Origin of the sequence: Pseudomonas anatoliensis, assembly GCF_017976235.1 — a bacterium.
In the GTDB taxonomy this organism is placed as follows: domain Bacteria; phylum Pseudomonadota; class Gammaproteobacteria; order Pseudomonadales; family Pseudomonadaceae; genus Aquipseudomonas; species Aquipseudomonas anatoliensis.
This window is the reverse complement of record NZ_JACVHC010000002.1, coordinates 607,478-618,689: the sequence shown is the minus strand read 5'-3', so window position 1 is coordinate 618,689 and position 11,212 is coordinate 607,478. Positions and strand designations below refer to the sequence as shown.

At 60.3% G+C, this 11,212-nt stretch carries 13 protein-coding genes; 1 reads left to right on the top strand and 12 read right to left on the bottom strand.

Going from position 1 to position 11,212, the window contains the following annotated elements; genetic code table 11:
* Positions 1-200: 200 nt before the first annotated feature.
* The 8 genes from murB to ICA16_RS08125 all read right to left on the bottom strand — a co-directional run bounded on the left by murB (position 201) and on the right by ICA16_RS08125 (position 7,056).
* A complete protein-coding gene (gene murB, locus ICA16_RS08160; protein WP_210700369.1) occupies positions 201-1,220 on the bottom strand; it encodes a UDP-N-acetylmuramate dehydrogenase in 1,020 nt (339 codons plus the stop codon).
* On the bottom strand, positions 1,217-1,681 hold the full coding sequence (locus ICA16_RS08155; protein WP_150616026.1) for a low molecular weight protein-tyrosine-phosphatase: 465 nt from the start codon (positions 1,679-1,681) through the stop codon (positions 1,217-1,219). The genes murB and ICA16_RS08155 overlap by 4 nt, the downstream gene beginning before the upstream one ends.
* The gene (gene kdsB / locus ICA16_RS08150) at positions 1,681-2,445 is read right to left on the bottom strand and encodes a 3-deoxy-manno-octulosonate cytidylyltransferase (RefSeq protein WP_210700368.1); all 765 of its coding nucleotides are present in this window, start codon (positions 2,443-2,445) and stop codon (positions 1,681-1,683) included. Before kdsB ends, ICA16_RS08155 begins: the two co-directional genes overlap by 1 nt.
* A complete protein-coding gene (locus ICA16_RS08145) occupies positions 2,442-2,627 on the bottom strand; it encodes a Trm112 family protein (protein ID WP_003174668.1) in 186 nt (61 codons plus the stop codon). Before ICA16_RS08145 ends, kdsB begins: the two co-directional genes overlap by 4 nt.
* Before the next feature lie 22 nt (positions 2,628-2,649).
* Positions 2,650-3,660, bottom strand: a complete 1,011-nt coding sequence (lpxK, locus tag ICA16_RS08140; RefSeq protein WP_210700367.1) for a tetraacyldisaccharide 4'-kinase — start codon at positions 3,658-3,660, stop codon at positions 2,650-2,652.
* Positions 3,660-4,088, bottom strand: coding sequence for an ExbD/TolR family protein (locus ICA16_RS08135; protein WP_150605215.1), 429 nt, complete (start codon positions 4,086-4,088; stop codon positions 3,660-3,662). Before ICA16_RS08135 ends, lpxK begins: the two co-directional genes overlap by 1 nt.
* The gene (locus ICA16_RS08130; protein WP_042560451.1) at positions 4,085-4,720 is read right to left on the bottom strand and encodes a MotA/TolQ/ExbB proton channel family protein; all 636 of its coding nucleotides are present in this window, start codon (positions 4,718-4,720) and stop codon (positions 4,085-4,087) included. Before ICA16_RS08130 ends, ICA16_RS08135 begins: the two co-directional genes overlap by 4 nt.
* A 101-nt stretch (positions 4,721-4,821) precedes the next feature.
* A complete protein-coding gene (locus ICA16_RS08125) occupies positions 4,822-7,056 on the bottom strand; it encodes a DNA internalization-related competence protein ComEC/Rec2 (protein ID WP_210700366.1) in 2,235 nt (744 codons plus the stop codon).
* A gap of 136 nt (positions 7,057-7,192) precedes the next feature.
* Between ICA16_RS08125 and ICA16_RS08120 the strand changes: the two genes are divergently transcribed.
* On the top strand, positions 7,193-7,711 hold the full coding sequence (locus ICA16_RS08120; protein WP_150616030.1) for a DUF2062 domain-containing protein: 519 nt from the start codon (positions 7,193-7,195) through the stop codon (positions 7,709-7,711).
* Positions 7,712-7,866: 155 nt separating this feature from the next.
* Here ICA16_RS08120 and ICA16_RS08115 read toward each other — a convergent pair whose 3' ends face one another.
* The 4 genes from ICA16_RS08115 to ICA16_RS08100 all read right to left on the bottom strand — a co-directional run bounded on the left by ICA16_RS08115 (position 7,867) and on the right by ICA16_RS08100 (position 11,038).
* A complete protein-coding gene (locus ICA16_RS08115) occupies positions 7,867-8,646 on the bottom strand; it encodes an ABC transporter permease (protein WP_150605213.1) in 780 nt (259 codons plus the stop codon).
* Entirely contained in the window at positions 8,643-9,575 is a 933-nt protein-coding gene (locus tag ICA16_RS08110; RefSeq protein WP_150605212.1) for an ABC transporter ATP-binding protein, read from the bottom strand. Before ICA16_RS08110 ends, ICA16_RS08115 begins: the two co-directional genes overlap by 4 nt.
* A 136-nt stretch (positions 9,576-9,711) precedes the next feature.
* Positions 9,712-10,335, bottom strand: a complete 624-nt coding sequence (locus ICA16_RS08105; protein ID WP_210554037.1) for a glutathione S-transferase family protein — start codon at positions 10,333-10,335, stop codon at positions 9,712-9,714.
* 43 nt (positions 10,336-10,378) lie between these two features.
* Positions 10,379-11,038, bottom strand: a complete 660-nt coding sequence (locus ICA16_RS08100) for a transglutaminase-like domain-containing protein (protein WP_210554038.1) — start codon at positions 11,036-11,038, stop codon at positions 10,379-10,381.
* Between the last annotated feature and the right edge of the window lie 174 nt (positions 11,039-11,212).

Here is an 11,212-nt window from a genome sequence, read left to right as displayed (position 1 = left end):
CGCCGGAAAGTCAGCGGTGGGTTCGCGCAGATCGACTCAGGCTAATGGGCTCTCTTGTGCCGACGGGAAGGTCTGCACCGGGCCTTTGGTGGAGCAAATGAACAGCATCGTTAGCTCGCTAAGTTAACCCAGCATTAACAAAAAAGCCCTGCACTTTTTAATCAGTGCAGGGCTTTGGATGACGCTCAGCAAGCGTAGCTTCAATAGCGATTGGGCTCCATTTCCAGTTCGACATTGAAACGTTCGCTAATGTCTTTCTGAATACGCTGCGCCAAGTCGAGCAACTGCAGGCCGGTCGCCGCGCCGTAGTTGACCAGCACCAGCGCCTGCAATTTATGTACACCGGCATCGGCCTCACGGAAACCCTTCCAGCCGGCGCGTTCGATCAGCCAACCGGCGGCGAGTTTCATCTGCCCGTCCGGTTGGGCGTAGGCCACCAGATCCGGATGCTGCGCCTTGATCTGCGCGACCAGCGATGCCGGCACCAACGGATTCTTGAAGAAGCTGCCGGCATTGCCGAGCACTGCCGGGTCCGGCAGTTTTTCACTGCGGATGCTGCAGATTGCGCGGCTGACGTCAGTGGGCGTCGGTTGCTCGATGCCCTGCTCGGTCAGGCGCTGACGCACCGGGCCGTATTCCAGATGCAGATGCGCGACGCGGTCGAGCGTAAAACGCACGCGCAGAATCAGCCAACGCCCCGGTTGCTGCTTGAACACACTGTCACGGTAGGCGAAGTTGCATTCTTCCAGACTGAAATCGCGCAGTTCGCCCGTCTGGCGATCCAGCGCGGTGAGCCCGGCGAATACATCCTTGATCTCGACGCCGTACGCACCGATGTTTTGCATCGGCGCAGCGCCAACCGTGCCAGGGATCAGGCTGAGATTTTCCAGTCCGGAAAAACCCTGCGCCAACGTGTGCTGCACAAAGGGATGCCACGGCTCGCCCGCTTCGGCTTCGATCACCACGCGACTGCCGTCATCGCTGATCACGCGGATACCGCGCGTGGCCATGCGCAGCACCAGCGCCTTTATGTCAGCGGTCAGCAGCAGGTTGCTGCCGCCACCGATTACCAGCAAAGGCACATCGTGAGACTCGGCATACGCCAGCGCTTCGCGGACATCGGCGTCGCAGTGGGCTTCGGCGAACAGCTGCGCGTGAACGTCCACGCCAAAACTGTTGAACGGTTTCAGGGAAACCCGGGGTTGCACCAGCAGACTCATAACCGGCCCTTCACTTCGATCAGCAGTTGGTCACAGGCCGCTTCGATCAGATCCAGCACCTGCTCGAAACCCTGGTCGCCGTCGTAATACGGGTCCGGCACTTCATCGACGACACCGGCATAACGACGCAGGAACAGATCCAGCTCGGCCTTGCCAGTGGACGGTTGCAGCGCCTTGAGGTTGCGCAGGTTGCTGTTGTCCATGGCCAGGATCAAATCGTAACTGGCGAAATCGGCACGGCTGACTTGCTGCGCGCGTTGCGCTGACAAATCATAGCCGCGCACCTTGGCCGCAGCCTGGCTGCGTTTGTCCGGCGAGTTGCCAACGTGCCAGTCACCGGTGCCGGCGGAGGCCACTTCGACCTGATCCGCCAGCCCCGCTTCACGCAGTTTGCGGCGCAACACGCCTTCGGCGGTGGGTGACCGGCAAATGTTGCCCAGGCACACAAACAAAACCCGCATCAGGCCTCCAGCAGGCGACGAACGCGCTCGAGGTCTTCGACTGTGTCAACGCCGGTTGGCGGCGCGATCAGTGCGTCGGCGACATGAATCCGCACGCCGTGCCACAGGGCACGCAGTTGCTCCAGCGATTCAGTGTTTTCCAGCCAGCACGGGCCCCAACTGACGAAGTCCTGGAGGAACCCGGTGCGGTAGGCATAAATGCCGATGTGGCGACGATACGGCACGCCATCAGGCAATTGCTCGCGGCTCTTGGCAAACGCATCGCGCGCCCACGGCAAGGTTGCACGGCTGAAGGTCAGCGCCAGACCATTAAGGTCGCTGACGACCTTGACCACGTTCGGGTTGAACAGGGTTTCCACGTCTTCGATCGGCTCGGCCAGCGTGGCCATGCGCGCTTCAGTGTGGGCCGCGAGGTTGGCGGCGACCTGATCGATCACGCTTGGCGGAATCAGCGGCTCGTCGCCCTGCACGTTGACCACGATCGCGTCAGGCTCAAGGCCCAGTTTCGCCGCGACTTCGGCAAGACGATCGGTGCCGGAGTTGTGATCTTCACGGGTCAGCACCACTTCGGCGCCAAAGCTTTTGCAGGCCTCGACGATGCGCGGATCGTCGGTTGCCACTACCACACGAGTGGCGCTGCTTTTGCTCGCCTGTTCCCAGACGTGCTGGATCATCGGCTTGCCGGCAATGTCCAGCAGCGGTTTACCCGGCAGCCGGGTCGACGCGTAACGCGACGGGATGACAACGGTGAAGGCAGTGGTCATTTATCCAGACGCTCATCGGTGGTCAGGGTGCGGGCTTCACTTTCGAGCATTACCGGGATGCCGTCACGGATCGGGTACGCCAGGCCGGCGCCCTTGCTGATCAGTTCGGTCTTGTCGGCGCTGAGCTTGAGCGGGCCTTTGCAGATAGGGCACGCGAGGATGTCGAGCAATTTGGTGTCCATGAACATTCCCTGGATAAAAGAGTTAAGGCAAAAGACGATCCGGCATCAGGCGCATCAGCTGTGTGTCGAACCAGGCCACGAAGGCCGGCGACGGCACGGCATCGACCGCCAGATACCACCAGTCGGCAGCCGCGAAGGCTCGGCACTTCACCGCGTCCTTTTCAGTCATCACCAACGGCAATGACGGTGTGAAATTCAAGGCCTGCACGCTGTACTCGGCGTGATCGGCAAACGCATGGGGGACTGGTCGCCAGTCTAGCGCTTTGAGGGTATTGAAGAAACGTTGCGGATTACCGATCCCGGCCACTGCATGCAGCGCCTGACCGGCCGGAAAATGATCGAGCGGCTTGCGTTCGCCACTGCGCAGATTAATCAGCGCGGTGGGTTGCAGGCGGAAAGCGAAACCGTCGTCGCGGTCCTCGGTGGCACCGTTGAACAGCACACCGTCAACGCTTTGCAGACGTTCGATCGGCTCGCGCAACGGACCTGCCGGCAAGCAGCGTTTATTGCCCAGGCCACGAGCAGCGTCGATCAGCACCAGCTCCAGATCCCGCGCCAGGCGGTAGTGCTGCATGCCGTCGTCGGAGAGGATCAGATCCAGCGGTTCACTGGCGCACAAGGCTCTGACGGCGCCGCTGCGATTGGGGTCGATCATCAGCGGCACGCCGGTTCGTTGCACGATCAGCAATGGTTCGTCGCCAGCAATGTCGGCGCTTTGATCGGCCTCGACTCGCCAGGGCAACTGCGGCGGTTTGGCGCCGTAACCACGACTGACCACGCCGACGCGCAAACCGCTGCGGCGACAATGCTCGATCAACCAGAGAATCATCGGCGTCTTGCCGGTGCCGCCGACCGTGATGTTGCCCACCACAATCAATGGCACCGGCGGCTGATAGATTTCGCCTTCACCGTCGAGAAAACGCTGGCGCTTGCCGATGACGACGCGCCGATAAAGCATTTCCAGTGGCCGCAACAGCGTCAGGGCCGGGTGCCCCTGATACCACGCGGCGAGCAAACGATCGGACAGGCTCATCAGGATTTAGGCGCCGCCTCGACCGTGGTCATGCGCAGATGGCTGAAACCGAGCTTGCCGGCCGCGTCCATGGCGGTGATCACTGATTGATGCTGAGCCTTGCCATCAGCACTGATCGACAACGGCATGTTGGTATCGCCGTTGGATTCCTTCTGCATGGCTTCCATCAGCGTCGCCAGATCGTTTTTCGGCAGAATCTTGTTATTCACCGAAAACACGCCTTCGGCGCTGATGGCAATATCCAGTTGCTTGAGTTGCTGATCTTCGGCCGGCGAGCCGCTGACCGCTTCCGGCAGATCCACGCGCAATTGGGTTTCGCGAGTAAATGTGGTGGTCACGACGAAAAACAGCAGGAGGATGAACACCACGTCGATCAGCGACGCGAGGTTGATGTCTACGGTTTCCCGGGGCTTGCGACGGAATTTCACGCGCGGCCCTCAGCCAGGTCGACGTCACGGTCGCCCTGCACCACTTCAACCAGTTTGATCGCTTCCTGCTCCATGCCCACCACCAGTTCATCGATGCGGCGTTGCAGGAAACGGTGGAAGAACACGGCCGGAATACCGACCATCAGGCCCGCAGCCGTGGTGATCAGCGCTTTGGAGATACCACCGGCCAGAACCGAGGCGTTGGTGGTCATGCCGGAACCGGTGAATGCGCTGAAAATGTCGATCATGCCCAGCACGGTGCCGAGCAAACCCAGCAACGGCGCCATGGCAGCAATGGTGCCGAGTGCATTGATGTAGCGTTCGAGCTCGTGAATGACCCGGGCAGCGGCCTCTTCGATGCACTCTTTCATGATCTCGCGACCATGCTTGGAGTTGGCCAGGCCTGCGGCGAGGATTTCTCCCAGCGGCGAATTGGCGCGCAACTCCTTGAGTTTTTCTTTATTGAGCTGCTTGTCCTTGATCCAGACCCAGACCTGGCCCAACAAGTGCTCGGGGGTGACGCGACTGGCGCGCAGGGTCCACAGGCGCTCGGCGACAATCGCCATGGCCGCGATGGAACTCAGAATGATCGGCAGCATCATCCAGCCGCCGGATTTGACCAATTCCCACACAGTGACAGTCCCCTCGAAAAAGTGCGCCACTTTACCATACCGGTTCGCGATTAAGACCCGCCGCTCCGACGACCGTGATGTCGCCTTCACGCTTGCCCCGCTCAATGGGAGGACAGCGGCGGTTCACGCCAGAAACGCGGGTACTGGCGCATTGTCCACGGTGGTTTGAACGCGCCCAGTTGCAGATGAATGGCACCGTGCTCGGCGCTGTCGTAGATACGCAGGCCCTGCTGTAGATAACGCGCCATGACAATCGGATGCGGATGGCCGAACGAGTTGCCCTGGCCACGGGATATCAAAACGGCATTGGGTTTCAGCGCTTTGAGCAATGCCATGGATGAAGAACTGCGGCTGCCGTGGTGCGGGGCTTGCAGCCATTGAGTGGTTACGTTCAGAGGGCTTTGCAGCAAAACTCGTTCAGCGTGTGCATCAATATCGCCGGTCAGCAGCAGGCGCTCGCCATTGGCCTCGATCTGCAACACGCAGGAGCGCTGATTGCTGTCGTGAGCGTCCGCCCATTGCCAGAGTTGAAAACTGACACCGTCCCACTGCCACTGCTGGCCACTTTCACACGCCTGCGCGTTGAGTTCGGCTGGCAGCCCCGGCGGATCGCCGCTGATGACTTGCTTCACCTGCAAACGGCGCGCAACGGCCAAAGCACCACCGGCATGATCGGCGTCGGCATGGCTGAGCAGCATCAGGTCCAGTGTCTCGACATTCAGTTTGCGCAGGGCCGGCAGGACAACACGCTCGCCAAGATCGAAATCGCGAAACCGCGGCCCGGCGTCGTAGAGCAGCGCGTGATGACGCGTACGTATCAGAATCGCCAGGCCTTGGCCGACATCAAGTTGCCAGACATCGGCCAGTCCGGCGTCCAGCCGCTCCCGTGGCGGCACGACCAGAATCAACAATAATGGCCAGCCCAACGGACGCAGCGGTACGCCCCGCGGTAGCAACAACAGCACGGCACCGAGACTGCCGATAGCCAACGCCCACGGGGGAAGCGACGGCGCAATCCACGCTGGCCACTGCCCGGCGATCAGCGCCAAGCCTTGGAACAGCCAGTCGATCAAACCACCCGCCAACCACAACAACCCTTCGCCGACATACGGCACTGGCAACAACAGCGTCCCGAGCAATGCCGGGGGCAGTACCACCAGACTGACCCAAGGCACCGCCAGCAAATTCGCCAACGGCCCACTGAGGCTGATCGGCAGATTCAGCGCCAACAACATCGGGCAGAGACCAATCGCGATCAACCATTGCGCCCGCGTCCAGGTCTGCCACCAGCGCCATGCCCCGAGACGCCCGCCAAAGGTGAAGATCAGCACCGCCACCGCCGCAAATGACAACCAGAAACCGGGGCGCAGACTGGCCAGCGGATCCAGCAACAGCACGCCATTGAACGCCAGCAACAGTGGCCACCAGGCGCCGAGATGGCGAAAGCGCAGACGCCACAACAGTACCAGCCCGACCATCACGCAGGCCCGTCGCACCGGCACATCAAATCCGGCGAGTAACCCGTAACCGAGTGCCGCGGCGAAGGCCAGGCCACAGGCCCAAGGCAGCCACGGCCACCGCAGCGGCCACAGACCATATCGGGCCAGCCCGGCGACCAGCAAGTACATCACCGCCGCCAGCATTCCAATGTGCTGGCCGGAAATCACCAGCAAATGCACGGTGCCGGTGTCCTGCAAAATCTGCCAATCCTCGCGACTCAGGCCCGAGCCATCGCCCAGCACCAGCGCCGCCAGCGCCCCACCCCGGCCCTGCGCGTCGACCGCCAGCAAGCGCTGACGAATGCCGTCGCGCCACGCCCATCGCGCTTCGCCAAGACACTGACCCTCCTTGATCGTGCCCGTGGCACCGATGCGTTGTGCGAGTAGCCAGGCTTCGTAATCAAAGGCGTCCGGATTGAGTAACCCGTTTGGGCGCTTGAGCTTGACCGCCAGGCGCCAGCGTTCGCCGCTGTTGACCGGCGGCCCGGCGTACCAGGCCAGGCGCATCAGTGACGGCAGTTTGCCGTGGCGCGAATGGGCGTCCGCCAATTCGAAACGAACCACGCCGTCGCTGGTTTGCGGCAACCCGACTACCCGCCCTTCGAGCCAACGGGTTTCGCCATCCAGCGCCACCGGCAAGCGATCCTGCAACGCCCAATGCGCGCTGACGCAAGCCCAGGTGAAACCAAAAAGCAGAAAAGCCAATGGGTAGCTGCGAAACGGCAACAACATCAAAGCCACGACCGCCAGCAACACCATCAACCAGACCGGCGGTAACGCCGGCATAAATATCGCAGCAAGCAAACCGACTGCCAGCGCCATCATCCCTGTGCGCATAAGCCCGTCCTTGAGAGTCCCGAACTTAGGCATAGCGGGTATTTGGCACGACCGCCGTCAACAATTGTCACAAAGTCTGAATGGGCCGTTCATGGAATCCAGACATACTTGCCGCCTTAACCGACCGAGAAGCCTTATGCCCCGGCGCTTATTCAAACGTTACATGCCCGACCCGACGAGCATCAGGGAACACAAATCCTTACGCTTTCTCGGCAAGTTGCTGCATGACCCAAACCTCTGGCACCTCAATCGCCACTCGGTGGCCCGAGCGATGGCGGTTGGGCTGTTCGCCGCTTTCCTGCCGATTCCCGCTCAGATGCTGGTTGCCGCGGCACTGGCCGTGGTAGTGCGAGGCAACATGCCGATTGCCGTCAGCCTGGTGTGGCTGACCAATCCGATCACCATGCCGGCGGTGTTTTTCTGCACCTATCAGACCGGCGCCTGGTTGATGGACGTGCCGGCGCGGCACTTGCCGGATGAGCTGACCTGGGAATGGATCAGCGGTGAACTGTCGACGCTGTGGCAACCGTTTTTGCTGGGCTCGGTCGTGGTCGGACTGGTGCTTGGCGTCATCGCCTATTTCGGCGTGATGATGTACTGGCGCTGGTGGGTGTCCCGGCAATGGGCGCGGCGCAAGAAAAAACGCATGTCCTGAATGCAAAACGGCCTCCGCAATGGAGGCCGTTTTTTGTGTTGCCTGAACTGACAACAATCCCACTGTAGGAGCTGCCGAAGGCTGCGATCCTTTGATCTTGCCTTTAAAAGCCAGATCAAAAGATCGCAGCCTTCGGCAGCTCCTACATGTGCGTATTACGTGCGCATCCCGCGCCCACTCACCAGCAACCGCGCACAGCCGATATACAGCACCACCGTCGCCACCAGCATGAACGTGATCGCGATGCCGATGCGGATATCCGACACTCCGAGAATGCCGTAACGGAACGCATTGACCATGTGCAACACCGGGTTAGCCATCGACACGGTCTGCCAGAACGGTGGCAGCAGGGTGATCGAGTAGAACACGCCACCCAGATACGTCAGGGGTGTCAGCACGAAGGTCGGGATAATCGAAATATCATCGAAGTTGCGCGCAAACACGGCGTTGATGAAGCCCAGCAGCGAGAAAATCGTCGCCGTCAGCACCACCACCAGAATGGTCACACCCAGGTGATGCACCTGCAAATCAGTAAAGAACAGCGACAGGATGGTCACGATCACCCCGACCATCAAACCGCGCAACACGCCGCCGCAGGTGTAGCCGATCAGAATGGTGTGCGGCGACACCGGCGATACCATCAGCTCTTCAATCGAGCGCTGGAATTTGCTGCCGAAGAAGCTCGAGACCACGTTGCCATAGGAGTTGGTGATCACCGACATCATGATCAGCCCTGGCACGATGTACTCCATATAAGTGAAGCCGCCCATCTCGCCGATCTGCCGACCGATCAGGTTGCCGAAGATCACGAAGTACAAAACCATGGTGATCGCCGGCGGCAGCAGCGTCTGCGGCCAGATCCGCGTGAAGCGTTTGACCTCGCGGTAAACGATGGTCTGGAGGGCGACGAGGTTTGGACGTAACTCGGAACTCATACCGCCACCTTCGACAGATTCTTCTCCACCAGGGACACGAACAACTCCTCAAGGCGATTGGTTTTGTTACGCAGGCTCAGCACTTCGATGTTCTGCAACGCCAATTGGCCGAACAGTGCGGTAATGCCCATCGATTTGTCGACCTGGACTTCCAGCGTGTGCGCATCCACCAGACGAGCCGGATACCCGACCAGTTGCGGTGCGGCAGCCAGATCACCCTTGAGGTCGAGCAGGAAGGTTTCCACGTGCAACTGACCGAGCAGCTGACGCATGCTGGTGTTCTCGACAATGGTGCCGTGGTCGATGATGCCGATGTTGCGGCACAGTTGCTCGGCCTCTTCCAGATAGTGCGTGGTGAGGATGATGGTGATGCCTTTCTCATTCAGTTCGGTGAGGAACGTCCACATCGAACGGCGCAGCTCGATGTCGACTCCGGCAGTCGGTTCGTCAAGGATCAGCAGACGCGGCTCATGCACCAGCGCGCGGGCAATCATAAGCCGCCGCTTCATACCGCCGGACAGCGAACGCGACGGCACATCGCGCTTGTCCCACAGACCGAGCTGGGTCAGGTACTGCTCGGCGCGTTCCTTGGCGATCTTCGCAGGAATGCCGTAGTAACCGGCCTGGGTCACGACGATGTCGAAAGTCTTTTCGAACTGGTTGAAGTTGAATTCCTGGGGCACCACGCCAATCGAGCGCTTGAGCTGCGCAGGATTCTTGTCCAGGTCATGACCGAAGATATTCACCGTGCCGCTGGTCTTGTTCACCAGGGTCGAAAGAATGCCGATGGTCGTGGATTTGCCGGCGCCGTTAGGGCCGAGCAAGGCGAAAAAGTCACCTTCGGCGACGTCCAGATCGATACCACTCAAGGCCTGGAACCCGTTGCCGTAGGTTTTGGTTAGCTGCCGGATGGACAGAGCGGAACTCATATCTGATTTACGCACCATGGTGAAGGGAAGAAAGAACTGAATAAGGGCGCGCGACGGCGAATTCAACCGCGGCGCAAGAGCGCAATGGTGCGTGCCGCCGCCGCACAAGTACAGTCAAGCGTGTCGATAGTAGGTATTAAGTCAACGCGGTCATAACTGCTTTGCGGTACGCCGGACGCTGCTTCAGGCGCTCGTACCAGGCTTGCAGATGAGGCTGCGGCGCACGCTCGATGGGCATCTCGAACCAGGCATAAATGAAACTGCCGAGCGGGATATCGCCCATGCCGATTTCGTCACCGGACAAGTAAGCTTGGTCGGCGAGGGCCTGATCGGCCATGGCCAGCAACTCGGTGCATTCCTTGATTGCGGCGCGAATGGCTGGCCAGTCCTGCTGCTCGGCCGGGGTGCGCACCACGCCCCAGAACACGGTGCGGAAGGGGCCGGCAAAACTCGAAGTGGTCCAGTCCATCCACTTGTCGGCGACAGCGCGGGCTCGCGGATCGGCGGAGTACCACGCGCTGTTCGGTGCATGTTTTGCCAGCAGATAACGGACGATGACGTTGGATTCCCACAGCACGAAACCGTCATCTTCGATCACCGGCACCCGACCATTCGGGTTCATCGCCCGATACTCGGGCGTGTCGACGACGCCAAATGCGCCACCGGCATCAATCGCCTCGTAAGCCAGGCCCAATTCCTCGGCAGCCCACAGTGGCTTCCTGACATTCGATGAGTTTTTCCGTCCCCAGATCTTCAGCATGACCGCCTCTTTGCACATGAGTGGGCAGGCAGCATACGCCGGATCAGAGACGGCTTACATCACTGTGCATGTCACCCAACAGTTGCGGCTGATGATCGCCGAACAGGTGCGGATAGCATTTTTCCAGGTGTTCGAAGAAGAAGGTTTCCGGCACATCAGTGAACTGGCCATGATCGACCAGATACTCCATCAGTTGCGCGCCGTCACGGTTGAACGGGTGGAAAACACTGTCATTGATGCCGTCGAATTCCAGCGGTGCGACGTTGAACATCTCGCAGAGTTGCTGGTTGAACGCCGGGGTCGCCTTGACCCAGCGACCGTTCAGAAACAGCTCCGTGTAGCCGTGCATGGCGAACACATCGCTTTTCAGCAATTCAAGCAAACGCGGGGTCGACAGGTGATTTCTGACATCGGCCAGCCCGATGCGCGCAGGAATACCGCAATGGCGTGCGCAACCGGCAAGCAGCGTGGCTTTGGGTACGCAATAGCTCTCCCCCGCTGCCAGCGCATAGCTGCCGCACAAAGTTTGCGGGTCACGGCTGAAGGTGTAGGGGTTGTAACGCACTGCCTCGCGCACGGCGTAATAAAGGCTGATCGCCTGCTCACGCGGATCGCGGCTGACACCACGATGTCGTTCGGCGAACTCCACCACCGCCGGGTGGTCACTATCGATGAAGCGGCCGGAACTCAGATACTCGCGCATGACGACAGATCTCCTGGGTGAGCCTCGAGTCTAGCGACAGCTCAAGCACAGAGATAACGACGTTTCGGCCAAACTTGGACGCAAAGGCGCGGAATAAGCGAACGATTTCCCACACGTGTTGCCCACCGAACCTACGAAAACCATCCGGGGTTTCCCACGATTTCAATCACCTTG

What these genes read in the sequence shown, in the direction of transcription:
- murB (WP_210700369.1), bottom strand. Translation starts at nt 1,220, where the DNA reads ATGAGTCTGCTGGTGCAACCCCGGGTTTCCCTGAAACCGTTCAACAGT.
- ICA16_RS08155 (WP_150616026.1), bottom strand. Translation starts at nt 1,681, where the DNA reads ATGCGGGTTTTGTTTGTGTGCCTGGGCAACATTTGCCGGTCACCCACC.
- kdsB (WP_210700368.1), bottom strand. Translation starts at nt 2,445, where the DNA reads ATGACCACTGCCTTCACCGTTGTCATCCCGTCGCGTTACGCGTCGACC.
- ICA16_RS08145 (WP_003174668.1), bottom strand. Translation starts at nt 2,627, where the DNA reads ATGGACACCAAATTGCTCGACATCCTCGCGTGCCCTATCTGCAAAGGC.
- lpxK (WP_210700367.1), bottom strand. Translation starts at nt 3,660, where the DNA reads ATGAGCCTGTCCGATCGTTTGCTCGCCGCGTGGTATCAGGGGCACCCG.
- ICA16_RS08125 (WP_210700366.1), bottom strand. Translation starts at nt 7,056, where the DNA reads ATGCGCACAGGGATGATGGCGCTGGCAGTCGGTTTGCTTGCTGCGATA.
- ICA16_RS08120 (WP_150616030.1), top strand. Translation starts at nt 7,193, where the DNA reads ATGCCCCGGCGCTTATTCAAACGTTACATGCCCGACCCGACGAGCATC.
- ICA16_RS08115 (WP_150605213.1), bottom strand. Translation starts at nt 8,646, where the DNA reads ATGAGTTCCGAGTTACGTCCAAACCTCGTCGCCCTCCAGACCATCGTT.
- ICA16_RS08110 (WP_150605212.1), bottom strand. Translation starts at nt 9,575, where the DNA reads ATGAGTTCCGCTCTGTCCATCCGGCAGCTAACCAAAACCTACGGCAAC.
- ICA16_RS08105 (WP_210554037.1), bottom strand. Translation starts at nt 10,335, where the DNA reads ATGCTGAAGATCTGGGGACGGAAAAACTCATCGAATGTCAGGAAGCCA.
- ICA16_RS08100 (WP_210554038.1), bottom strand. Translation starts at nt 11,038, where the DNA reads ATGCGCGAGTATCTGAGTTCCGGCCGCTTCATCGATAGTGACCACCCG.